The organism is Streptomyces sp. NPDC104814, from assembly GCF_055583185.1.
Map to the genome: position 1 here is coordinate 950,728 of NZ_JBVJOL010000002.1, position 23,024 is coordinate 973,751.

At 73.2% G+C, this 23,024-nt stretch carries 23 protein-coding genes; 13 read left to right on the plus strand and 10 right to left on the minus strand.

The annotated features are described in order from the left end of the window. Positions 1-73: 73 nt before the first annotated feature. From ACZ64A_RS12810 to ACZ64A_RS12825, 4 genes are all read left to right on the plus strand, one after another. The gene (locus tag ACZ64A_RS12810) at positions 74-1,381 is read left to right on the plus strand and encodes a hypothetical protein (protein ID WP_469810066.1); all 1,308 of its coding nucleotides are present in this window, start codon (positions 74-76) and stop codon (positions 1,379-1,381) included. 315 nt (positions 1,382-1,696) lie between these two features. After that, complete coding sequence (locus ACZ64A_RS12815) at positions 1,697-3,295, plus strand: ABC-F family ATP-binding cassette domain-containing protein (protein ID WP_469810068.1); 1,599 nt, start codon at positions 1,697-1,699, stop codon at positions 3,293-3,295. A 334-nt stretch (positions 3,296-3,629) separates the two neighbouring features. Further along, positions 3,630-3,851: a helix-turn-helix domain-containing protein gene (locus tag ACZ64A_RS12820; RefSeq protein ID WP_190220789.1), complete on the plus strand. Its 222-nt coding sequence runs from the start codon at positions 3,630-3,632 to the stop codon at positions 3,849-3,851. Between the two features lie 159 nt (positions 3,852-4,010). Then, positions 4,011-4,814, plus strand: a complete 804-nt coding sequence (locus ACZ64A_RS12825) for an enoyl-CoA hydratase/isomerase family protein (RefSeq protein ID WP_469810070.1) — start codon at positions 4,011-4,013, stop codon at positions 4,812-4,814. 10 nt (positions 4,815-4,824) lie between these two features. Here the strand turns inward: ACZ64A_RS12825 and ACZ64A_RS12830 are convergent, their stop codons facing one another. Then, entirely contained in the window at positions 4,825-5,577 is a 753-nt protein-coding gene (locus tag ACZ64A_RS12830) for a nucleopolyhedrovirus P10 family protein (RefSeq protein ID WP_469810072.1), read from the minus strand. 86 nt (positions 5,578-5,663) lie between these two features. Between ACZ64A_RS12830 and ACZ64A_RS12835 the strand changes: the two genes are divergently transcribed. The 5 genes from ACZ64A_RS12835 to amaP are packed head-to-tail and all read left to right on the plus strand — an operon-like array spanning position 5,664 to position 7,956. Beyond that, a complete protein-coding gene (locus ACZ64A_RS12835) occupies positions 5,664-6,137 on the plus strand; it encodes an Asp23/Gls24 family envelope stress response protein (RefSeq protein WP_469810074.1) in 474 nt (157 codons plus the stop codon). A gap of 49 nt (positions 6,138-6,186) precedes the next feature. Continuing rightward, positions 6,187-6,372: a hypothetical protein gene (locus tag ACZ64A_RS12840; protein ID WP_469810076.1), complete on the plus strand. Its 186-nt coding sequence runs from the start codon at positions 6,187-6,189 to the stop codon at positions 6,370-6,372. Then, positions 6,369-6,752: an Asp23/Gls24 family envelope stress response protein gene (locus ACZ64A_RS12845; protein WP_469810078.1), complete on the plus strand. Its 384-nt coding sequence runs from the start codon at positions 6,369-6,371 to the stop codon at positions 6,750-6,752. The genes ACZ64A_RS12840 and ACZ64A_RS12845 overlap by 4 nt, the downstream gene beginning before the upstream one ends. After that, the gene (locus ACZ64A_RS12850; protein WP_469810080.1) at positions 6,749-7,372 is read left to right on the plus strand and encodes a DUF6286 domain-containing protein; all 624 of its coding nucleotides are present in this window, start codon (positions 6,749-6,751) and stop codon (positions 7,370-7,372) included. Before ACZ64A_RS12845 ends, ACZ64A_RS12850 begins: the two co-directional genes overlap by 4 nt. 5 nt (positions 7,373-7,377) lie before the next feature. Beyond that, positions 7,378-7,956, plus strand: a complete 579-nt coding sequence (gene amaP, locus ACZ64A_RS12855) for an alkaline shock response membrane anchor protein AmaP (RefSeq protein ID WP_469810082.1) — start codon at positions 7,378-7,380, stop codon at positions 7,954-7,956. A 36-nt stretch (positions 7,957-7,992) separates the two neighbouring features. Here amaP and ACZ64A_RS12860 read toward each other — a convergent pair whose 3' ends face one another. The 5 genes from ACZ64A_RS12860 to ACZ64A_RS12880 form a co-directional block, all read right to left on the minus strand. Further along, positions 7,993-8,748 carry an SDR family oxidoreductase gene (locus tag ACZ64A_RS12860; RefSeq protein ID WP_469810083.1) on the minus strand — a complete coding sequence of 252 codons (756 nt, stop codon included), beginning with the start codon at positions 8,746-8,748 and terminating at the stop codon, positions 7,993-7,995. Positions 8,749-8,753: 5 nt separating this feature from the next. Beyond that, positions 8,754-10,541, minus strand: coding sequence for a glycoside hydrolase family 15 protein (locus tag ACZ64A_RS12865; RefSeq protein WP_469810084.1), 1,788 nt, complete (start codon positions 10,539-10,541; stop codon positions 8,754-8,756). Positions 10,542-10,662: 121 nt separating this feature from the next. Beyond that, positions 10,663-11,460, minus strand: a complete 798-nt coding sequence (locus ACZ64A_RS12870) for an SURF1 family cytochrome oxidase biogenesis protein (RefSeq protein ID WP_469810086.1) — start codon at positions 11,458-11,460, stop codon at positions 10,663-10,665. 77 nt (positions 11,461-11,537) lie between these two features. Next, positions 11,538-11,771, minus strand: a complete 234-nt coding sequence (locus tag ACZ64A_RS12875) for a hypothetical protein (protein WP_361637674.1) — start codon at positions 11,769-11,771, stop codon at positions 11,538-11,540. A gap of 80 nt (positions 11,772-11,851) precedes the next feature. Then, on the minus strand, positions 11,852-12,844 hold the full coding sequence (locus ACZ64A_RS12880; protein WP_469810087.1) for a DEDDh family exonuclease: 993 nt from the start codon (positions 12,842-12,844) through the stop codon (positions 11,852-11,854). Positions 12,845-13,038: 194 nt separating this feature from the next. On the opposite strand from ACZ64A_RS12880, the gene ACZ64A_RS12885 reads away from it, so the two are divergent. Together ACZ64A_RS12885 and ACZ64A_RS12890 are read left to right on the plus strand one after the other, a co-directional pair. Then, the gene (locus ACZ64A_RS12885; protein ID WP_469810089.1) at positions 13,039-13,749 is read left to right on the plus strand and encodes a VIT1/CCC1 transporter family protein; all 711 of its coding nucleotides are present in this window, start codon (positions 13,039-13,041) and stop codon (positions 13,747-13,749) included. A gap of 179 nt (positions 13,750-13,928) precedes the next feature. After that, a complete protein-coding gene (locus ACZ64A_RS12890) occupies positions 13,929-14,978 on the plus strand; it encodes a zinc-dependent alcohol dehydrogenase family protein (RefSeq protein WP_469810090.1) in 1,050 nt (349 codons plus the stop codon). A gap of 70 nt (positions 14,979-15,048) precedes the next feature. Here ACZ64A_RS12890 and ACZ64A_RS12895 read toward each other — a convergent pair whose 3' ends face one another. The 4 genes from ACZ64A_RS12895 to ACZ64A_RS12910 form a co-directional block, all read right to left on the minus strand. Then, positions 15,049-16,059, minus strand: a complete 1,011-nt coding sequence (locus tag ACZ64A_RS12895) for a CopD family protein (protein WP_469810092.1) — start codon at positions 16,057-16,059, stop codon at positions 15,049-15,051. A 99-nt stretch (positions 16,060-16,158) separates the two neighbouring features. Beyond that, positions 16,159-17,529, minus strand: coding sequence for a CoA transferase (locus tag ACZ64A_RS12900; RefSeq protein WP_469810093.1), 1,371 nt, complete (start codon positions 17,527-17,529; stop codon positions 16,159-16,161). Between the two features lie 71 nt (positions 17,530-17,600). After that, positions 17,601-19,133, minus strand: coding sequence for a S8 family serine peptidase (locus ACZ64A_RS12905; protein WP_469810194.1), 1,533 nt, complete (start codon positions 19,131-19,133; stop codon positions 17,601-17,603). 74 nt (positions 19,134-19,207) lie between these two features. Beyond that, complete coding sequence (locus ACZ64A_RS12910; RefSeq protein ID WP_469810095.1) at positions 19,208-20,734, minus strand: S8 family serine peptidase; 1,527 nt, start codon at positions 20,732-20,734, stop codon at positions 19,208-19,210. Between the two features lie 279 nt (positions 20,735-21,013). On the opposite strand from ACZ64A_RS12910, the gene ACZ64A_RS12915 reads away from it, so the two are divergent. Both ACZ64A_RS12915 and ACZ64A_RS12920 read left to right on the plus strand, forming a co-directional pair. After that, positions 21,014-21,370, plus strand: a complete 357-nt coding sequence (locus tag ACZ64A_RS12915; protein ID WP_469810096.1) for a DUF485 domain-containing protein — start codon at positions 21,014-21,016, stop codon at positions 21,368-21,370. Continuing rightward, positions 21,367-22,989 carry a solute symporter family protein gene (locus ACZ64A_RS12920; RefSeq protein ID WP_469810097.1) on the plus strand — a complete coding sequence of 541 codons (1,623 nt, stop codon included), beginning with the start codon at positions 21,367-21,369 and terminating at the stop codon, positions 22,987-22,989. The genes ACZ64A_RS12915 and ACZ64A_RS12920 overlap by 4 nt, the downstream gene beginning before the upstream one ends. Positions 22,990-23,024 lie beyond the last annotated feature (35 nt).

Here is a 23,024-nt window from a genome sequence, read left to right on the forward strand (position 1 = left end):
GAACCAGCGGCGCCCGCGCCGTCGGGCGCCCCGCCCGCCCGAGGGCACCCCGGCGCCCGCGGAGCTGGCCGGAATGGCTCGCTCCGGCCTCGCCGCCGCCGCCCGCGTCGCCCGCTGGGCCGACTCCGCGCTCGGCCCCGGCCGGGCCGGTGCCACCGCCGACGGCAAGGCCACCCTCTCCGATGCGACCGCGGAACACGCCGCGCACGAACTGGGCCTGACCGTGGACCAGGTCCGGGCCGACTGGGACATCGCCCGCCTCGCCGGCCTCGTCGAGGTCCACGGCGACAGCGCCCGCCCCGGCTGGCGGCTGCGCGCCTGGGACCGCGACGACAGCGCCGTCCTGCGGGGCTGGGTCGCCCTGTTCGACGCCTGGTCGCTCGCCCACCCCGAACCCGGCGACCTGGAGCCCGCGGCCGTCGCCGAAGTCGTCTCCGCCATGCCGCAGGTGCTCTCCTTCCTCCAGCTCTCCGCCGGCCCCGTCCCGGTGGAACAGCTCCTCGACCTGCTCCGCCAGCGGGTCACCGAACTGCGCACCGAGCGCTGCGAGGTCCCCTACGCCCCCGCGTCGGGCGCGCCGGAGGTGCCGCGCATCGGCGTGTCCGCCGCGGCCGCGGGTGCCGCCGCGTCCGCGGACGCCGCCGTACCGGTCGCCGAGGCCGAGCTGGCCCCGCTGCTCGACTGGGCCCTGCGCGCCCTCGCCGCGGTCGGCGCCCTCACCTACGGCGACGGGCAGGCCACGCTCACCCCGCTCGGCAGCTGGGCGGTCTGGGTCAAGCTGGAGCAGATCTGCGTCGCCGCGCAGAGCCCCGCCGGCAACATCGAGCAGGCGGCCGAGGACATGCTGCGCGGCTGCGCCCAGCTGCGGCCGAACGCCGCCCGCGCCGAGTACCGCGCCTGGCTCGCCGCCCGCCCCGTCGGCAACGCCGTCGGCGAGCTGCTCGCCGCCGCCCGCGGCGACGACGCCCTGCTGCGCGGCCTGGCCTTCGAGGCGCTGCGCGTCGTCGGCGCCCCCGCCGAGCCCGACGTCCGCGCCGTCGTCGAGGAGCCGACCCTGCGGCCGTACGCTCTGCTGTGGCTGGCCGAGCACGACGGTGTCGACCCCGAGGACGCCCACGAGGTGCTCACCCGCGAGGAGGCCACCTGGCTGTGGGTCGACACGGCCGCCGCCGTCGCCGACCACGGCGAGGCCCCGATGCTGGTCCGGCACCTGGAGTCGGCCCTGCAGCCCACCGTGCCGGCCCTGCTGGACGAGGTCCGCGCCGTCGGCCATCCGCGCACCGTGCAGGTCCTGGTCGCCCTGGCCGCCGCCCACCCCGACCCGGCCCTGGCCAAGGCCGTGCGCCGCGCCGCGTTCCAGGTGCACACCGGCGGCAGCTGACCGCACCGGGGGCGCACGAGCCGCAGCGGACGTACGCCCCCACCGCGTGCCCTCCCCGAGCGGCCCCGCCCGCCGCAGCGGGGCATCCCCAGCGCCCGCCGCGCCCGCCATGCCCGCCGCTCGCGACTGGGCGTTCCCGCCGTCGGCCGCCCTCGGCGGGGCGTCCCCGCGGCGGCCCGCCCTCCGGCTCGGCCGGAAAACCAGTTGCATGGGGCCGTTAGACTGGTCCCCATGGCCATTCTCCTCGCGCATTAGACGGCGGGACCGTCCACCAGCCTTCCACCGTCAATCCCCACCGCCCAGGAGTCTGACCCCGTGATCTCCGCCTCCGGTATCGAGCTGCGCGCCGGTGCCCGCATCCTCCTCGAGAACGCCACCTTCCGCGTCACCAAGGGCGACCGCATCGGGCTCGTCGGCCGCAACGGCGCCGGCAAGACCACCCTCACCAAGGTCCTCGCCGGCGAGGGCATGCCCGCCGCCGGCCAGGTCGCCCGCTCCGGCGAGGTCGGCTACCTCCCGCAGGACCCGCGCACCGGCGACCTCGACGTCCTCGCCCGCGACCGCATCCTCTCCGCCCGCGGTCTCGACGTACTGATCCGCAAGATGCGCGACAACGAGCAGCGCATCGCCACCGGCAAGGGCTCCACCCGCGAGAAGGCCCTCAAGCAGTACGAGCGCCAGGAGACGGAGTTCCTCACCAAGGGCGGTTACGCCGCCGAGGCCGAGGCCGCCACCATCGCCGCCGCGCTGAACCTGCCCGACCGGGTGCTCGGCCAGCCGCTGCACACCCTCTCCGGCGGTCAGCGCCGCCGTATCGAGCTGGCCCGCATCCTGTTCTCGGACGCGGACACGCTGCTCCTCGACGAGCCCACGAACCACCTCGACGCGGACTCGATCATCTGGCTGCGGGACTACCTGAAGACCTACCGCGGTGGCTTCATCGTCATCAGCCACGACGTGGACCTGGTCGAGACGGTCGTGAACAAGGTGTTCTACCTGGACGCCAACCGCTCCACGATCGACGTCTACAACATGGGCTGGAAGCTCTACCAGCAGCAGCGCGAGGCCGACGAGAAGCGCCGCAAGCGCGAGCGGGCCAACGCCGAGAAGAAGGCCGCCGCCCTGCATTCCCAGGCCGACAAGATGCGCGCCAAGGCCACCAAGACGGTCGCCGCGCAGAACATGGCCCGGCGCGCCGACAAGCTGCTCTCCGGGCTGGAGGCGGTCCGCCAGTCCGACAAGGTCGCCAAGCTCCGCTTCCCGGAGCCCGCGCCCTGCGGCAAGACCCCGCTGATGGCCGAGGGCCTGTCGAAGTCGTACGGCTCCCTGGAGATCTTCACCGACGTCGACCTCGCCATCGACAAGGGCTCCCGGGTCGTCATCCTCGGGCTCAACGGCGCCGGCAAGACCACGCTGCTGCGTCTGCTGGGCGGCGTGGAGCAGCCGGACACCGGCAAGGTCGTCCCCGGCCACGGCCTCAAGCTCGGCTACTACGCGCAGGAGCACGAGACGCTCGACCCGGACCGCACGGTCCTGGAGAACATGCGCTCCGCCGCGCCCGACATGGATCTGGTCGAGGTCCGCAAGGTGCTCGGCTCGTTCCTCTTCTCCGGCGACGACGTCGACAAGCCGGCCGGGGTGCTCTCCGGCGGCGAGAAGACCCGTCTGGCCCTGGCCACCCTGGTGGTCTCCTCGGCGAACGTCCTCCTGCTGGACGAGCCCACCAACAACCTGGACCCGGCCAGCCGCGAGGAGATCCTCGGCGCGCTGCGCACCTACAAGGGCGCCGTCGTCCTGGTCACCCACGACGAGGGCGCGGTGGAGGCGCTGCAGCCGGAGCGGATCATCCTGCTCCCGGACGGCGTCGAGGACCTGTGGGGCGCGGACTACGCGGATCTCGTCGCCCTGGCTTGATCGAATGGATGATCCACCGGTATGGATCATTCGGCCGAGCCGTGATCCATCATCTGTGTGAGATCTCCTCGTATCGAGGTGTGTCATACACGTATCTGACGGTCGGTTCCTCCTTGTCCGAGGGGCCGGCCGTTCGGCGTCTCTGACCTGGGGATTCGCCGGCGGGCCCGTTCGGTCCTGCGAACGGCGAGGTGCGGAATCAAGGCTTCCGATTGTGTGGACGCGCTCCTGTCGTCACAACCGTGTCGCACGGACCTTGCCGAATGGGTGGCCAACCCGCGCCGGAGGGGTGATCATGAGGAGACCAGAGCGCACTTCCCATGAGGAGGCACGGGTGGCCGAGACTCTGAAGAAGGGCAGCCGGGTGACCGGCGCCGCGCGCGACAAGCTCGCGGCAGACCTGAAGAAGAAGTACGACGCCGGTGCGAGCATCCGGGCGTTGGCCGAGGAGACCGGCCGCTCGTATGGCTTTGTGCACCGCATGCTCAGTGAGTCGGGCGTCACGCTCCGCGGACGCGGAGGGGCGACCCGGGGCAAGAAGGCCCAGACGGCCTGATCCCCGGGCGGCCCCTCGACTCCGATGGTGGCCACCCGGTCGGTCGACCGGCCGGGCGGGTGGTTACTGTGCAGTCACTTACGGATGGCCCGCACGGGCATCCGGCCGACGGATGCCCATCTGGGCATTCCCAGTGACCGCACGCATCGGAGGCGCCCCATGGCCACGCCCGGCCCTGAACTCGTTCCCCTGCTCGACCAGGACGGCGTTCGGCTCACCGTCGACGGCGCGATCGCCACGGTGACGCTGACCAACCCGGCCAAGCGCAACGCGCAGAGCCCCGCCATGTGGCGGACGCTCGCCCAGGCCGGCCGGCGGCTGCCGGGCTCGGTCCGGGTGGTCGTGCTGCGCGGTGAGGGTCAGTCCTTCTCCGCGGGGCTCGACCGGCAGATGTTCACGCCCGAGGGGATCGAGGGCGAGCCGTCGTTCATCGACCTGGCCCGCAGCAGCGACGCCGATCTCGACGCGTCCATCGCCGCGTTCCAGGAGGCGTTCACCTGGTGGCGGCGCAACGACATCGTGTCGATCGCCGCCGTGCAGGGCCATGCCATCGGGGCGGGCTTCCAGCTCGCACTCGCCTGCGACCTGCGTGTCGTCGCGGACGACGTGCAGTTCGCCATGCGCGAGACCAGCCTCGGACTGGTCCCCGACCTGACGGGCACCCATCCGCTCGTCGGACTGGTCGGCTACGCCCGGGCGCTGGAGATCTGTGCGACCGGGCGCTTCGTGGCGGCCGAGGAAGCGGTGGCCTGCGGCCTGGCCAACCTCGCCGTGCCCGCCGAGCAGCTCGAAGGCGCGGTCAAGGACCTGGCCGCCGCCCTGCTCGCCGCGCCGCGCGACGCCGTCATCGAGACCAAGGCCCTGCTGCGCGGCGCTATCGACCGGACCTACGACGAGCAGCGCGCCGCCGAACGCCAGGCCCAGGCACGCCGTCTGCGCGATCTGGCCGGCATGGGCGAGTGACACCGGCGTCTCACCGGGTGATCGCCGTGACCAGGACCGCCACCGTCGGGCGGTCCGGCAGCGCCTGGCTCACCGCCGCGCGGACGGCCCGGGCCACGTCCACGGGCCGATGACCGGCGCCGACGGCGATCTCCACGCGCGCGTGGCGGTGCGGCAGGGCCGCGCCGTCCCGCGCCCGTTCCTCCAGATGCACCGGACGGCCCAACCCGCCCAGTGAACCCATGAGTCCGGCCACGCCCGGCACCGCGAGGGCCGCCGCGGCGGCACGGGCCTCGTCGGCGCCCTCCGGGGCGCCGCCCGCCCCGTCCCCGTAGTCCTCGGACGCGTCCGCGGGCGCCGGTCCCTCGTCCTGCCCGGGCTCCATGGTCTCGTCCAGCAGGGCGACCACCCGCAGGTCCACCTCCGCGACCGTCAGCCCCAGCCCCTCCCGCGCGGCCGTCGCCAGCGCCGCCCGCAGCCGCTCCGCGGTCACCGGCAGCGGCTCCGCCGCCGTCGCCGAGAACTCAGCCGTCACCCGGAGGGGTCCGGGCGGCAGCGCACTCGGCGGCGGCGGTACGACGGGCTCGGCCACGTCCGCCGGATCGGCGAGCCCGACGCGTACCCCGTTGAGCAGCACATCCGGCAGGCTCACCACGGCCCCCGCCAGGAACACCCGTGCGGCGGACTCCGCCAGCCACGCCCCGTCCCGTGCCTCGCCGAGCGGCAGCAGCCTGCCGAGGCCCAGCCGCCGCCGTACGTCCCGCGTCCACCGCTCCGCTGTCATTCCTCCAGCCTGCCGCATCACGGGCGCGCGATCGCGTAACCGCACTTACGGTGGTCGAAGGACGACGATGCGGAAGGAAACGGCGAATGAGCGACATGACGGCCGGAAGCCGGACGAGCACGTCCGAAATCCACAAGGAGCCGCAGACCACCCGGCGCGGTGGCGGTGACCCGGGCAGCCGCGGCAAGACGACGATCGCCGACGGTGTCGTCGAGAAGATCGCAGGTCTCGCGGCACGCGACGTTCCGGGTGTGCACGCGATGGGCAGTGGTCTGTCCCGGACCCTCGGCGCGGTGCGCGATCGCGTACCCGGCGGCACCAAGTCCGTGACCCGAGGGGTGAAGGCCGAGGTCGGAGAGGTGCAGACCGCTCTCGATCTGGAGATCGTCGTTGAGTACGGCGTGTCGATCTCGGAGGTCTCGCGCGATGTGCGGGAGAACGTCATCACGGCCGTCGAACGGATGACGGGCCTGGAAGTCGTCGAGGTCAACATCGCCGTCAGCGATGTGAAGCTCCCCGAGGAGGAGGACGAGGAGCCGGAGCAGCCCCGGATCCAGTGACGGCACCCGAGCGGGCCGTCGAACAGGCTGACGAACTGAGGAGCACAGCATGAGCATGGCCGTGGCCGGCATGATCGCCGGCATGGCACTGGGCTTCGCCGGATATTTCGGCGGCTTCGGCGCCTTCGTGCTGGTGGCAGCACTGGGCGCCATCGGCTTCGTGGTCGGCCGGTTGGCGGAGGGAGACCTCGAGATCGGCGACTTCTTCCGTACGCGCAGCGACCGGCGGCGGTGACGCCCGTGACCAGTGGGGCCGGTGAGCTCCGTGGACCCCGGGGGGCCGTTCTGCCCGCCGAGCGCGGCGCGACACGGATCGCCGACCGGGTGGTGGCGAAGGTCGCCGCGCAGGCGGCGCGCGAGGCGATCGGCAGGCTGCCCGAGGACGCCGCCACCCCGCACGCCACGGTCGTCGTCCACCACAACACCGCGCGACTGCGCCTCCATCTCGAACTCGACTACCCCACCGACATCGGGGCCCGCTGCCGCGCGGTGCGGCGCCATGTCGCCGAGCGGGTGGGCGCGTTGGTGGGCATGGAGGTCCCGGAGGTCGCCGTCCATGTCGAACGGCTGCACCTCACACCGGCGCTCGGCGCGCCCCAGGGGAGGACGTCATGACGGAACCCGAGGGGACCACCCAGCGGCTCCCCGTGCTGGAGAAGACCGAACCCGCCCCCGACGACGGCGGCCACTCCCGCGCGGGTCGCTTCTGGTCGGCCCGGCGCATCCCGGCCGGCATCGTCGCCGCGCTGCTCCTGGGCGCCTTCGGTCTCTTTCTGTACGACATCAGCGCCGTCCGGGCCGGCCACCCGGCGATGTACTGGCGCCGGGTCCTCGCCCGGCAGCTCGCCACACGGCCGCTGGACGACATCTGGGTCCGGGTCGGCGCGGGGGTCGCCGCGGTCCTCGGGCTGTGGCTGATCGTGCTGGCGCTCACGCCCGGCCTGCGGGCCCTGCTGCCGATGCGCCGCGCGCACCCCGACGTGCGCGCGGCGCTGACCCGCGACGCGGCCGCCCTGGTGCTGCGCGACCGGGCGATGGAGGTGGCCGGGGTGCAGTCGGCCCGGGTCCGGGTCGGCCGCAGGAAGGCGGACATCCGCGCGATGTCCCACTTCCGTGAACTGCAGGACGTCAACGCCGACCTGGACGAGGTGCTCGGCGACGCGGTGCGCGCACTGGGGCTCGCCCGGCCGCCCCGCCTCGCCGTGCACGTCCGCCGGCCCGGACGAAAGGGGTGACCTCGATGCTCGCCACCGTCAACCGCGTGCTGCTCGCGCTGGCCGGGCTCGTGCTCCTGGCGCTGGGCGGCGCGGTCCTCGCCGTGGGCCTGGGCGCGCCCGCACCCTCCTGGTGGATCCACGCCGACCGGCACGACGTGCTGCTCAGCGACGCCGAACGCACCCACTGGCGGAACGCGGACTGGTGGTGGCCCGCGATCATCGCCGCGCTCGCCGTGCTGCTCCTGCTGGCCCTGTGGTGGCTGACCGCGGTGCTGCGCCGCCGCCGGCTCGCCGAGGTCCTCGTCGACACCGGCGACGGGGAGGGCGCGCGGCTGCGCGGACGGGCCCTGGAGCACGTCCTCAACGGCGACGCGGGCACGCTGGACGGCGTCGCCCGCGCGCAGACGCGCCTCATGGGCCACCGCACCTCGCCCTCGGCGCGCTTCCGGGTCCACCTGGAACCGCACGTGGACCCGGAGACGGCCCTGCACCACCTCACCGCCCAGACCCTCGCCCACGCCCGCGACGCGACGGGCCTGACCTCCCTGCCCGCGGAAGTACGGCTACGGGGCGTCAAACACGGCGCGGAGCGGGTCAGCTGACCCGCAGGGCCCGGTGGGTCGGAAGCCGTGCCTGCTTCAGAAGCCGTGCCGCGTGCCGCCGTCCACCGGCAGCATCACGCCCGTGACGTAGGAGGCCGCCGGGGAGACCAGGAACGCCGCCGCGCGGCCGAACTCCTCGGGGGCGCCGTAGCGGCGCAGCGGGATGCGGGACTCGCTCGCCGCCCGGGTCGCCTCCGGGTCGGCCGACAGGGCGTCCAGCTCCCGCACCCGGTCGGTGTCGATACGGCCGGGCAGCAGCCCCACGACCCGGATGCCGCGCGGCCCCAGCTCGTCCGCGAGGGACTTGGCGAACCCGGCGAGACCCGGCCGCAGCCCGTTGGAGATGGTCAGCCCCGCGATCGGCTCGTGCACCGACCCGGACAGCACGAAGCCGATGACACCGCCCGGCTCCAGCTCCGCCGCCGCGGTCCGCGCCAGTCGCACCGCGCCGAGGAACACCGAGTCGAACGCCGCCCGCCACTGCTCGTCCGTGTTGTCGGCGACGAAGCCCGGCGGCGGCCCGCCGACGCTGACGACGATGCCGTGGAAGCCGCCGAAGTGCTCGCGGGCGGCGGCGACGAGCCGCTCGGGCGCGTCGGCCTCGGCGTTGTCCACGGCCACTCCGACCGCGTTCGTGCCCAGTTCGGCGGCCGCTTCCGCGACCCGCTTCTCGTCCCGTCCGCTGATGACGACCTTCGCGCCGTCGGCGACCAGCTGCCGCGCGGTGGCGTTGCCCAGCCCGCGGGTGGCCCCGGTGACGACGTACACCCGGTCCTTCAGTCCAAGATCCATGGTCCCTATCCTGCCTCCTGCCCGCCGTAGAGGGCGAGGGCGGTGTTGACCAGGCCGATGTGGCTGAACGCCTGCGGGAAGTTGCCCAGCTGGCGGCGGCCGGCCGGGTCGTACTCCTCGGACAGCAGCCCCACGTCGTTCGCCACACCCACCAGGCGTTCGAACAGCTCCCGCGCCTCCTTCGTACGGCCGCTCGCGTGGAGGGCGTCCGCCAGCCAGAACGAGCACGCCAGGAACGTGCCCTCGTCGCCGGGCAGCCCGTCCACGGCGGTCCCGTCGGTGGAGTAGCGGCGGATGAAGCCGCGGTGGCCGAGTTCCTCGCGGATCGCCTCGATCGTGCCGAGCACCCGCGGATCGTCCGGCGGCAGGAAACCCACGCGGGGGATGAGCAGCAGCGCCGCGTCCAGCTCCTTCGAGCCGTAGTACTGGGTGAAGGTGTTGCGCCGCTCGTCGAAGCCCTTCTCGCACACCTCGCGGTGCACCTCGTCGCGCATCGCCCGCCAGCCGTCGAGGTCGCCGTCGAGGTCCTTGTGCGCCTCCAGGGTGCGCACCGCCCGGTCGGCGGCGACCCACACCATGACCTTGGAGTGCACGAACTGCTTGCGTCCGCCGCGCACCTCCCACAGCCCCTCGTCGGGCCGGCGCCACTGGTCGCGCAGCCAGTCCAGCAGGGACCGCTGGATCGCCCACATGTGCGGCTTGGTGGACAGCCCCGCGCAGCGGGCCAGCCACAGGGAGTCCATCACCTCGCCGTACACGTCGAGCTGCAGCTGCCTGACCGCGTCGTTGCCGATGCGTACGGGGGTGGAGCCGGCGAAGCCGGACAGCCACGGCAGCTCCACCTCCGGCAGCCGCCGTTCGCCCGCCAGCCCGTACATGATCTGCAGGTCGGCGGGGTCGCCCGCGACCGCGCGCAGCAGCCAGTTGCGCCACTCCTCCGCCTCGCGCCGGTAGCCGGCCGTCAGCAGCGCACCCAGAGTGAGGGTGGAGTCGCGCAGCCAGCTGTAGCGGTAGTCCCAGTTGCGCACGCCGCCGATCTCCTCCGGCAGCGACGTCGTCGGCGCGGCGACGATGCCGCCGGTGGGGGCGTAGGTGAGCGCCTTGAGGGTGATCAGCGAGCGGACCACGGCATCGCGGTGCGGGCCGGCGTAGCGGCACCGGGCCACCCAGGCACGCCAGTCCCGCACGCTGCTGCGCAGCGCCTCGTGCGGGTCGATCTGCCGGGGGCGCGGCTCGTGCGAGGGGTGCCAGGTCAGCACGAACGCGACCGATTCGCCCTTGGCGACGGTGAACTCCGAGTGGGTGCCGAAGTCCTCGCCCCAGGTCCGCACGGACGGCTCGCTGCGCAGCCACACCGAGTCCGGTCCGGCGACGGCGACCCGGTGATCGCGCGAGCGGCGCATCCACGGGACGACCGAGCCGTAGTCGAAGCGGATCCGCAGCGTGCTGCGCATGGTGACGCGGCCGTCCAGGCCCTCCACGATGCGGACCAGGTCGGGCGCGCGGTCGCGCTGCGGCATCAGGTCGGTGACCCGCACACGGCCGCCGGGGGTGTCCCACTCGGTGTCGAGGACGAGGGTGTCGCGGCGGTAGGAGCGGCGGGTGCAGGGGCCGTCGACGCCCTGCGGAGCGAGGCGCCAGTGGCCGTTGTCCTCGTCGCCGAGGAGCCGGGCGAAGCAGGCGCCGGAGTCGAAGCGGGGCAGGCAGAGCCAGTCCACCGAGCCGTCACGGCCCACCAGGGCCGCGGTCTGCTCGTCGCCGATCAGGGCGTAGTCCTCGATGCGGGGGTGCACGCAGTTCCGGGTTCCCTTGGGGGGATCACGGCAATCAGCGGGTGCGCCGCGGGAGTGAGAGGCCGTCGCGGGGGCGCTTCTCCCGCCGGGGGGCGCGCCGTCCCCGTCGGGGGCTCGTCGCTCACACCGTCGCGGGGGCGCTCTCCTCGGCCGTCTCCTGCGCGGCCCGCTGGGTCCGGTCCCGCAGCTCGCGGCGGGCCATGACCCACCAGCCGACGGGGACGCACGCGGCGAACAGCCACCACTGGATGGCGTAGGCGTAGTTCAGCGCGGAGTCCTCCATGCCGGGCGTGCCGCCGATCAGCTCGGGGCTGCCGCCCTTGGGGAGCGGCGCGCTCAGCGCGAGGTAGCCGCCGACCACCTGCGCGCCCAGGCGCCGCGCCTGCTCCTCGCTGTTGATCAGCATGATCTGCCGGTCCGGCAGTCCCTTGACTTCCTTGATGCCGCTGGCCGCGGTCGTCTCGTCGGGCATCAGCCGCCCGGTGACGGTGAGCTCGCCGCCCGGCGGGGGAGGGACCTTCGGGAACGCGGTCTGGGTCGGCCCGTCGGCGGGGATCCAGCCGCGGTTGACCAGGACGACCTTGCCGTCCGTGAGGAGGAAGGGGGTGAGGACGTGGAAGCCGACCTCACCGGAGTCGTTGACCCGCCGCCGCACGACGACCTCGCGCTCGGGTGCGAAGCGGCCCGTGGCGGTCACGTTGCGGTAGCGCTGCTCGGTGGTGACGGTGTGCCCCGGGGACGTCAGCCGCTCCACGGGCACCGGCTTGGAGTCGAGGGCGCGGGACACCAGCTCGTTGCGGGCGCTGCGCTCCTCGTAGCGGTGCATCTGCCAGAAACCCAGCCGGATCATCGTCGGGATCAGCGCGATCGCGACAACGGTGAGGATCACCCACTGGCGGGTCAACAGGAAGCGGTACACCCCACGACGGTACATCTCGGGCCGTGGGGTGCTCGCACAGGGGTGGACGCAGGGGAGTGTCCCGCTGCCCGGCCGGCTCAGACCCGGTCGACGATGCCCGCCTTCCCTTCCGCGCGGGCGCAGTGGGCGCCGCAGAACCAGTGGCCCTCGACCTCCACGCCCTGGCCGATGATCTGGACACGACAGTGTTCGCAGATGGGGGCCATGCGGTGGATCGCACAGGAGAAGCAGTCGAAGACGTGCACCGCGCCCTGGGCGTGGACCTCGAAGGTCATTCCGTAGTCATTGCCGCAAACTTCGCATCTCGCCATGGGCCACAGGGTGAGCCGTCGGCCGGACGCGGGCGAGCGGGCGCCGGGCGAGTCGCGGCGCAATCACCCGTCCGTACGGGTCACCCGTCGGCCGGCTCCACATCCGCGAGCAGCTGGCCGAACGCCGCCTCGTCCACCACCGGCGTGCCGTACTGCCGGGCCTTGACCACCTTGGACGTACCCGCGTCGGGGTCGTTCGTGACCAGCAGGCTGGTCAGCCGGGACAGGCTGGTCGCCACATGCAGCCCGGCCTCGACCGCGCGGTCCTCCAGCAGCTCCCGGTCGGTGGACGTGTCACCGGAAAAGGCGATCCGCATGCCCTGCTTGAGCCTTTTGCCCTCTTCGTACCGGCCCGGGTTGGGATAGGGGCATGCGGGCCTCTTGCGGGACGGACGCCAACTGCCCGAGCCGCCGTAGCCGTACGAGCCGCCCGGCTGCCGCCCGATCAGCGGCACCGGCCCGTCCCGCCACTCCGTCAGCGGGCGGCATTCCTGCAGCGGCAGCCTGGCCCCGCTCGCCGCGGCCGCCTTCAGGCTCGGCCGGAACGCCTCCGCCAGCACGCGCGCGTCGTCCAGCGCGTGGTGTGCCCGCTGCTGGACGACGCCGAAATGGGCGGCCAGCGTCTCCAGCTTGTGGTTGGGCAGCGGCAGCCCCAACTCCTTGGACAGCGCGATGGTGCACAGCCGCTGCCGCACCGGCGCCTCGCTCTCGGCGCGCGCGTACTCGCGGGCGATCATCTGCCAGTCGAAGACCGCGTTGTGCGCCACCAGCACCCGGCCGGACAGCCGCGCCGCGAACTCCTCGGCGACGTCCCGGAAGAGCGGCGCCCCTTCGAGGACCTCGCTCGTCAGGCCGTGGATCCACACCGGCCCGGGGTCGCGCTCGGGATTGACCAGCGTGTACCAGTGGTCCTGTACCTCGCCGCGCGCGTCCAGCCGGTAGACGGCCGCGGAGATGATGCGGTCGTCCCGGGCCAGGCCGGTGGTCTCCACGTCAACGACCGCGTATCCCTGGGGATACGCGGCCGGCCACTCGGTGGGGGAGGAGACTGCGGTCGCGAGGTCTTCGAGCATGGTCCCTGAGGATACGGGCCGCCACTGACAGCACCGTCCGTCAGGTCCACTCCCGGCCAGGGGGATTCACGCCACCGGTGTGCCCGATACGTCCCTTCTTCGTCTGAAACGCCGCCCCTTGTGCGGCGTCAGCCTCCACACCGGCCCGGCGGGTCGGCGTTCCCGCCCGCGCCGCCCGGTGCCATGCTCCGCATGTGACCGACTCCCCCCATGACGAAGCCCACGGCGGCGCGCTCGGCGAGCGGCTGAACTGGCTGCGGGCGGCGGTGCTGGGCGCCAACGACGGCATCGTGTCGACCGCCGGTCTCGTCGTCGGCGTGGCCGGGGCCACCGACGACCGCGCGGCCCTGCTGACGGCCGGCCTGGCCGGGCTGCTCGCCGGCTCCATGTCGATGGCGGCCGGTGAGTACGTGTCGGTGTCCACCCAGCGCGACTCCGAGCTGGCCGCGCTGGCCCTGGAGAAGCGGGAGTTGAGGGAGCGGCCGGAGGCGGAGCTGGAGGAGCTGGCCCAACTCCTCCAGGAGCGCGGGCTGTCGTACGAGGTGGCCCGGGAGGCGGCCGAGCAGCTGACGGAACGGGACGCGCTGCGCGCCCACGCGCGCGTGGAGCTCGGCATCGACCCCGACGCGCTGACCAACCCGTGGCACGCGGCCTGGGCGAGCTTCTTCGCGTTCACCGTCGGCGCGCTGCTGCCGCTGCTCGCCATCGTGCTCCCGCCCGCCGGCGTACGGCTCCCGGTCACGGTCGTCTCCGTCCTGGCCGCCTTGATGCTCACCGGGTGGAGCAGCGCCCGGCTCGGCGCCGCCCGCCCGGGCCGGGCCGTGCTGCGCAACGTCGCGGGCGGCGCCCTGGCGATGGGCGTGACCTACGCGGCGGGAGCCCTGCTGGGGGCCGCCGGGGTCTGAGGGGCGGGGCGTCGGGACTCCGGCCGGGCGGGCGGGGCGGCTGGTGTGCGGCTGGGCTGCCCGGGTGTCCGGGACGCCCCGGCCTCCGAAGGGCGGGCGTGCAGGTCGCTGGCGTACCGTGAGGTGCGCTCGCCACCCCTGAGCGCACTTCACGACACCGCACGAGAAAGATCCTCGCCATGCGCGCCACCACCATTCACGCCCCCTACGACATGCGCGTGGAGGACGTGCCCGAGCCCGTGGTGCAGCTGCCCACCGACGCCGTGGTCCGGGTGCTGCGCGCTTGTATCTGCGGCAGCGACCTGTGGGCCTACCGCGGCGAGGCGGCCCGGCAGCCGGGCCAGCGCATCGGCCACGAGTTCCTCGGCGTGGTCGAGGAGACCGGCTCCGAGGTGACGACGGTCCGGCGCGGCGACCTGGTGGTCGCGCCCTTCATGTGGTCCGACGGCGTCTGCGACTACTGCCGCGAGGGCCTGACCACCTCCTGCGAGCACGGCGGCTTCTGGGGCTCGGTCGGCTACGACGGAGGCCAGGGCGAGGCCGTGCGCGTGCCCTACGCCGACGGCACCCTCGTCCAGCTCCCCAAGGACGCGGCGTCCGACGACCACCTGCTGTCCGCCCTGCTGACTCTGTCCGACGTGCTCGGCACCGGCCACCACGCCGCCCTCGGCGCGGGCGCCCGCCCCGGCGCCACGGTCGCCGTCGTCGGGGACGGTGCGGTCGGCCTGTGCGCGGTGCTCGCGGCCAAGCGGCTCGGCGCCGAGCGGATCATCGCGCTCGGCCGGCACGAGGTCCGCACCGGCATCGCCCGCCGCTTCGGCGCCACCGACGTCGTCGCGGAACGCGGGGACGCGGCCGTCGAGGCCGTCCGGGAACTCACCCGCGGCCAGGGCGCGCACGCCGTCGTCGAGGCCGTCGGCACCGAGCAGTCCATGAAGACGGCCGTCCACATCACCCGCGACGGCGGCGCCATCGGCTTCGTCGGCGTGCCGCACGGCAGCGGCACCGGCCTCGACCTCGGTGTGATGTTCGACCGGAACATCGCCCTGCGCGGCGGTGTCGCCCCGGTCCGCGCCTACATCCCCGAGCTGCTGCCCGACGTCCTGTCCGGCCGCATCGACCCCTCGCCCGTGTTCGACATGACGGTCGGCATCGAGGGCGTGCCCGACGGCTACAAGGCGATGGACGAGCGCACGGCACTGAAGGTGCTGGTCACGAACGACCGGTGAGCCGCGGCGACTGGCGATCCGCGGCGACCGGATCCGCGAGGACCGACGATCCGCGACGCCCGCTGAGCCTTTAGGTCCAGCGGATCGGCAGCGGCAGTGCCGTCAGCAACCCCGACACCGCGACCACCGCCCCCAGCGCGACGACCTCCGCCCGCGCCGGCGCGCAGGCGCTCAGCGGGTCGGCGGCCCGCCGCAGCCGCCGGCGCGCCACCAGGGCGAGCACCGCGGCGACGGCGACGAGCAGCACCTTGGCCAGCAGGGTGCGCCCGTACGCCGTCGCCGTCAGCTGTTCCAGGATCGTCTCCGGTGGCATGCGGCGCAGCGCACTGCACACCCCGGTCGCGGTGATCGCCGCGAGCAGGGCGACGGCCACGCGCGCGTAGAGGCCCAGCAGGGCCGCCCCGGCCGGGCCGCCGCCCCAGCGCCGCAGCGTGCGCAGGGCGGACAGCAGACCGCCCGTCCACAGCGCCGCGCACGTCAGGTGCACCACGGTGAGCGCCGAGCCGAGCAGCGGGGTGTGCTCGGTCGGCGGATGCGCGCGCAGCGCCTCGGCGACGACCACCGCGGCGAGCGGCCACGCCTGCGTGCCGGGCCGCCCCGACAGCGTGCACAGGCCGGCCAGCAGGAAGGCGTTGACCTCCAGCAGGGCCAGCTTGCCGTCACGGGACCGGTAGAGGCCGCCCACGTCGATCTGGCCGAGGCTGTGCGGGACCAGGTTGCCGGTGGACACCACCGAGGCGAGCGCCAGCGCCGCGAGGAAACCGGCGGCCGCGGCGTACGGCGCCCAGCTGCGCGGTCGTTCCCCCGGCGCGCCGGGCACCCGACGGGCGAGCCGGCCGGCGAACAGCTCGCCCGCGCACACGGCCGGCGCGGCGAACAGCACGGCGCGCAGCAGGCCGATGCCGGCGACACCGGGTGCGGCGGCCTCCCCGGTGCCGCGCAGGGCGGCCGGCGGCCCGAGCAGCGGTATCAGCGCGCCGAGCGCCACGAGGACGAGGGCGGCGGCGCTCCGGCCGACGCCGGTCCGCCGCCCGGAGCCGCCCGCGTCGGCGACCCCGGGGGTCGGTCGTATCAAGGGCACCTCAAGATCATCACCAGCCCCGCAGAACCGGGCAAGTCCGCGGAAACAACTGGCTGTACGGCATTCCGTCGATCCGTACGTTTCCGGCCGCGGACCGGCTCACGTCCAGCGGGCGGGATCGGCGCCCCACGGGCCGGAGGGCCGGGTCCAGTCGGCGGGCCCTCCGGCGAACGAGACGGCGGGCCGTGCGTAGCGCAGCCGGCCGAGCGCGCTGTCGGTCTCGGCGAGCCATGCCCCGGGTCCCTCGTACGTCTCGCCCGGCCCGGCCGGCGCGTCGGGGGTGCCGTCCGTCAGCCAGGCCGCCGTGCGCGCCAGCGCCAGCCGCACGGACCGGCTGCCGCCCTGTCGCGTCTGCTCCGTCACCGCGCGCAGCACACCCGCCGCGAGCAGATACCCGGTGCCGTGGTCGAGGGCCTGCGCGGGCAGCGCGCCCGGCTCCCCGTCCGACCCCTCGGTGACCGCGATGCCGGTCGCGACCTGCACGAGGCTGTCGAACCCGCGTCGTTGCGCCCATGGTCCCCGCGCTCCCCAGGCCGAGACCTGTGCCACCACGATCCCGGGCCGGCGTGCGGCGAGCGCCCGCGGTGACAGCCCGAACCGGTCGAGGGCGCCGGGCCGGTAGCCGGTCACGACGACGTCGGCATCCGCCAGCAGCTCCTCGAACCTCTCCCGGTCGGCCGCGAGGTCCAGCAGCGCCGACCGCTTGCCGAGGCCGGTGTCGGCGTGCTGGTCGGGCAGTTCGGGCAGCCAGGGCGCGTCGACACGGAGCACGTCGGCGCCGAGCAGGGCGAGCGTGCGGGTGGCGACCGGTCCGGCGAGGACGCGGGTGAGGTCCAGTACGCGCAGCCCGGCGGCGGGCAGCAGGGGTGTGCCGGTGAGCGGCGCGAGCACGCGCGCGGGGGAGTCGTCCAGTCGTTCCCGCTCGACGAGGGGACGCCCGGCGAGGGCGGCGGCCTGGGGATGACGGGCCCACTCCCCGGGGCTGCGCAGGGCGACGGCGAGCCCTCCGGCGGCGTACACGCTCTCCTCGACCTCGACGGCGGAACGCCCGGCGAGCACCGCCTGTACGGCGTCGGCGTCCTCCGGGAGGCCGCCCAGCGCGGCGAGCAGCCGGGCACGGTGGTGCGGGTAGTTGGCGTGCGTGCGCAGCCAGCCGTCGGCCGTGCGCCACAGCCGGGACAGCGGCGCGAACGAGACCGGCGCCCGGCCGTCGACGCGCAGCAGCCGTTCGCTGCCGAACGCGGCGGCCACGGCGCCGTCGTCCACCCGCACGGCCGGCACGTCGGGGAGCCCGGCCCGGTGCGCCGCGAGTTCCGCGGCGGCCAGCGCGCACGCCCCGACGCACGCGCGTGCCAGCTCCCGTACGGGAAGGCGCGCCGGCAGCGCGCCCTCCCGCTCCACGATGGACGTCCGCGCGAGGAGGGCGGGGTCGCCGCCCAGCGCGGACCATGCGGACTTGATGTCAGTCATGACTGCACTATGCAGTATTGACTGAATCAATATACGGACGGATCGGATTGATCCGCGGCCCGCGAGGCGGACTACTTGGTCACCGCGTCCAGTGCGTCCGCCATGCCCCAGCCGTAGAACCCGTTGCGGTTCTTCGTGCCCTCGCACACCGCGTCGACCTTGCCGTCGGCGTTGATGTCGTAGGGGTCCGTGCACGGCGTGGCGTCGGCCTCGGCGTACAGCAGCGCCTTGACCATGGCCGCCGAGGCGTGCGGATGGGTGGACTTGATCAACGCGGCAACGCCCGCGACATGCGGCGTCGCCATCGACGTACCGGCCATGTAGCCCCACTTGCCGCCGGGCAGCGTGCCCAGGATCAGGCCGCTGGTGGCCGGCGGGGCCGGGGTCTGGTAGCGGGTCGAGTCGCCGCCCGGGGCGGCGATGTCGATCACGCCCAGGCCGTAGTTGGAGAAGGACGACTTGATGCCCTTCGCGCCCGTCGCCGCCACCGTCACCACGCCCGGCAGCTCGGTGGGTATGTCGAAGCACTTCGACGTGTCGATCACCCGGTCGCCCGGGGTGGAGTCGTTCGGCGAGACCGGGTCGGTGATCTCGTCGGCCGCGAGGTCGTAGTTCTCGTTGCCCGCGGCCGCGATGTTCACCGCGCCCTTCTTCTCCGCGTACCGCGACGCGCGCGTGACGGCCTCCACCAGCGCCTTCTGGTCCGGGTCGTCGGTGCAGTTGAAGTACCACGGGTCGGTGTAATAGCTGTTGTTCGTCACGTCGACGCCGTGCTCCGCAGCCCAGACGAACCCGCAGACGACCGCCTCCGTGTAGAAGAAGCCGTCCGGGTTGCCCACCTTGATGCCGGCGACCTTCACGCCCGGCGCGACCCCGGTCATACCGATGCCGTTCTTCGCGGCGGCGATCTCCCCGGCCACGTGCGTGCCGTGCGGGCTCTCCGCCGCGCTCGGCCGCCACGCCCCGTCGGCCGTGTCCGGCTTGCCCGACACGCAGTTGACCGACGCGGCCCGGTCGAAGTTGGGCGCGATGTCCGGGTGGGTGTCGTCGACGCCGGTGTCGATCACCGCGACGGTGACGTCCCGGCTGCCCAGCGTCTTCTCGTGCGCCTTGTCCGCCTTGATGGCCGGCAGATCCCACTGCAACGGCTCCAGCGGGTCCTGCCCGGCCGTGGCCTGCGCGGCTGCGACCTCCTGGGCGGTGAGCACCTTCGGCGCGCCCATGTCGCCCGTGGACTGGGCCGGCAGCGGCGCGGTGCGCGTGGCGCCCGCCGACTGCACACCCGGCACCTTGCGCACGGCCGCGGCGAAGTCGGCGTTCGAGGAGTGGACGACGATCACGCCGATCTGGTCGTACGACGTCACGATCGTGCCGCCGGCCTTGGCGATGGCCTGCTTCACATGCGCCGAGACGCCGTGCCCCGGCGGGACGTTGACGACATAGCTGAGCGCGGCAGGGTCGGCGGTCGAGCCGGCGGTGGCGGCGGCCGTGTGCTGCGGCGCGGCCGAGGCGGTGACGTTCGGCAGGAACGCCAGAGCGGTGGCCAGGGCCATGCCGGCCGGGATCGCCACGAGTCGGCGGTGGCGCTGGTGGGACGCTGTCATGGTGTGCATGTCTCCAGTTCGTTCGCGGGACGAGCGGACCGTGCGGGCCGTGCGGAAGTGCCGGTGAGAACCGGTCACTTGACCGCGCGCAGCGCGTCGACGACGCCGAAGCCGTAGAAGCCGTTGACGCGTTTGCCGCCCACGCAGGTCGCGTCCACCACGCCGTCCCCGTCACCGTCGTACGGTCCGGCCGGGCAGCCCGGGTTGTCCGCCTGCGCCTTGAGCAGCGCCTGCAGCTGGGCCGGGGTCGCGTGCGGGTGCGCGGACTTCAGCAGCGCGGCCACACCGGCCACGTGCGGGGAGGCCATCGAGGTGCCCTGGAGGAAGCCGTACTGGTTGCCCGGCATCGTCGACAGGATGCGGCCGTTCTTCGACGGGGTGTCCGGGATCTGGTACTTGTCGCCGCCCGGCGCGGCCACGTCCACCACACCCAGGCCGTAGCTGGAGTAGTACGACTTGGTGCCCTTGACGCCGGTGGCGCTCACCGTGACCACACCCGGCAGCTGGGTCGGCACGTCGAAGCACTCGTGCGGGTTCACCGTCCGGGTCACCGGGGTCGCGTCGTCCGGGCTGGAGTCGTCCACCAGCGCGTCGGAGTCCAGGTCGTCGTTGGAGTTGCCCGCCGAGGCGATGTTGAGGGTGCCCTTGCGCTGGGCGTACAGCTGGGCCCTGTTGACCGCGTCCACGATCGCCCGCTGGTCGGGGTCGTCCATGCAGTTGTACAGCCACGGGTCCACGTAGTAGCTGTTGTTGGTGATCTCCACCCCGTGGTCGGCCGCGAAGACGAACGCGCAGACCACGTTCTCCGGGTAGAACAGGCCGTCCTTCGGGTCGCTCACCTTGATGCCGGCGACCTTCACGTTCGGCGCGACACCGGCCACCCCGATGCCGTTGCGGGCCGCGGCGATCTCGCCGGCGACATGCGTGCCGTGATAGTCCTCGGCCGGGTTGTACGGCCGCCAGGCGCCCTCGCTGGTGTCGGCGACACCGCCGACGCAGTTCGCCGACTGGGACCGGGAGAAGTTCGGCGCCAGGTCGGGGTGGGTGTCGTCCACGCCGGTGTCGATGATCCCGACGGTGACGTTCCGGCTGCCGGGGTTGGTCTTCGCCGCCTTGTCGGCGCCGATCGCGCGCAGGTCCCACTGGTCGGCCTCCAGCGGCTCCTCGCCCGTCGCAGCACCCTGGGTGACCTTCGCGGCCTCGGCCTTCGACAGGTACTGCACCGCGCCCTCTTCGGTGGTGCCGGCCGCGCTCAGCGGGGCGGTGCGCGTGGCGCCCGCCGACTGCACGCCGCGCACCGCGCGTATCTCCTTGCCGAACTCCGGGTCGGCGGAGTGCACGACGAAGACGCCTATGCGCGCGTACGTCGCCACGACGGTCCCGCCGTGCGCGGTGATCGCCTGCCGCACCGACTCGATCGTGCGGTGGTCGGTCCGCGTGTTGACGACGTACGCCAGCGTTCCGGCCGTGCTCGCCTGTGCGGTGGTCTCGGCGTGCGGCGCGGCCGACGCCACCGACGGCAGGAAGCCGAGCGAGGCGGTCAGCGACATCACGACGGGCACGGCGAGGGCGAGACGGCGTCTGGAGCGCAGATGAGCCATGGGGTCTCCACATCATCCGGAAAAGAAACCGGCCCGAGACACAGATGGTCCTCGGGCAGGTACATGACGGGTGGTGCAGGCCGAAGCTATCCCGCCACCTCGACGGCCAGCAATGACCTGTGACGATGCGACTGAAAGAAAAAGTGATGACCAGCGAAGACCCAAGGGAAAGAAAAGAGCCACTGAACCGGACCTCGCGCGGCGCCGTGCCGTTGTACAGGGAGCCCCCGCAGTGCCGGGAGCCCCTGCCGCAACCGTCCGCGACGCGAGGAGAACCAGGTGGCCACCGAGACACCACCCCCCTCCGAAACCCCCACCGCACTCCCCGCCCCAGAGGAGTTCGTCCATATGCAGGAAAGCGCGGAGTTCCGTGAACTGCGCCGCGCCCACCGCTCCTTCGCCTTCCCGCTCACCGTCGCGTTCATCGTCTGGTACCTGCTGTACGTCCTGCTGTCCAACTATGCGGGCGCTTTCATGGGCACCCGGCTCGTCGGCAACATCAACGTCGCCCTCGCGCTCGGCCTCGCCCAGTTCCTCACCACGTTCCTCATCGCCTGGTGGTACGCCCGGCACGCCGCCGCCAAGCTCGACCCCAGGGCCGAGGCGATCAAGTCCCGGATGGAGGACCGGACATGAACGCGGCAACGATCACCCTGGCCGCCGGTGAGGCGAGCGAACACCGGACGCTGATCATCACCCTGTTCGCCGTCTTCGTCGCCGCCACCCTCGTCATCACCGTCTGGGCCGGCCGGCAGACCAAGGACGCCGCCGACTTCTACGCCGGCGGCCGGCAGTTCACGGGCTTCCAGAACGGCCTCGCCGTCTCCGGCGACTACATGTCCGCCGCGTCCTTCCTCGGCATCGCCGGCGCCATCGCCCTCTTCGGCTACGACGGCTTCCTGTACTCCATCGGCTTCCTCGTCGCCTGGCTGGTCGCCCTGCTCCTGGTCGCCGAGCCGCTGCGCAACTCCGGCCGCTACACCATGGGCGACGTGCTCGCCTACCGGATGCGCCAGCGCCCGGTGCGCACGGCGGCCGGCACCTCCACCATCGTCGTGTCGATCTTCTACCTGCTCGCGCAGATGGCCGGCGCCGGCGTCCTCGTGTCCCTGCTGCTCGGCATCACCAGCGACGGGGGCAAGATCGGCATCGTCGCCCTGGTCGGCGTCCTGATGATCGTCTACGTGACCATCGGCGGCATGAAGGGCACCACCTGGGTGCAGATGGTCAAGGCGGTCCTGCTCATCGCGGGCGCCCTGCTGCTCACCTTCCTGGTGCTGCTGAAGTTCCACTTCAACGTCTCCGACCTGCTCGGCTCGGCCGCCGACAACAGCGGCAAGGGCGCCGCCTTCCTGGAACCCGGCCTGAAGTACGGCGCCACCGGCACCACCAAGCTGGACTTCCTCTCCCTCGGCATCGCCCTGGTGCTCGGCACCGCCGGCCTGCCGCACATCCTGATCCGCTTCTACACCGTCCCGACCGCCAAGGCCGCCCGGAAGTCCGTCATCTGGGCCATCGGCCTGATCGGCGCCTTCTACCTGATGACCCTCGCCCTCGGCTTCGGCGCCGCCGCGCTCATCAAGCCGGACGAGATCATCGCCTCCAACAAGGCCGGCAACACCGCAGCCCCGCTGCTCGCCCTGCACCTGGGCGGCACCGACTCCAGCTGGGGCGCGATCCTGCTCGCCTCCATCTCGGCCGTCGCCTTCGCCACCATCCTCGCCGTCGTCGCGGGCCTGACCCTGGCGTCCTCGTCGTCCTTCGCGCACGACATCTACACCAACGTCATCAAGAAGGGCCGCGCCACCGAGAAGCAGGAACTGGGCGCCGCCCGCTGGGCCACCGTCGGCATCGGAGCCGTCTCCATCGTCCTCGGCGCCCTCGCCCGCGACCTCAACGTCGCCGGTCTGGTCGCCCTCGCCTTCGCGGTCGCCGCCTCCGCCAACCTGCCGACCATCCTCTACAGCCTGTTCTGGAAGCGGTTCACCACCGCCGGAGCCCTGTGGTCCATCTACGGCGGCCTGGTCACCGCGGTCGGCCTGGTGCTGTTCTCCCCGGTGGTCTCCGGCAAGCCGTCGTCGATGTTCCCGGACGTCGACTTCCACTGGTTCCCGCTGGAGAACCCCGGCCTGATCTCGATCCCCGTCGGATTCCTGCTGGGCGTCCTCGGCACGCTGCTGTCGAAGGAGACCCCGGACAGCGGCAAGTACGCCGAACTTGAGGTGCGCTCGCTGACCGGCACCGGAGCCCACTGAGCGGCGCCTGGCACATCCTCCGAGCGGCCGTGGCG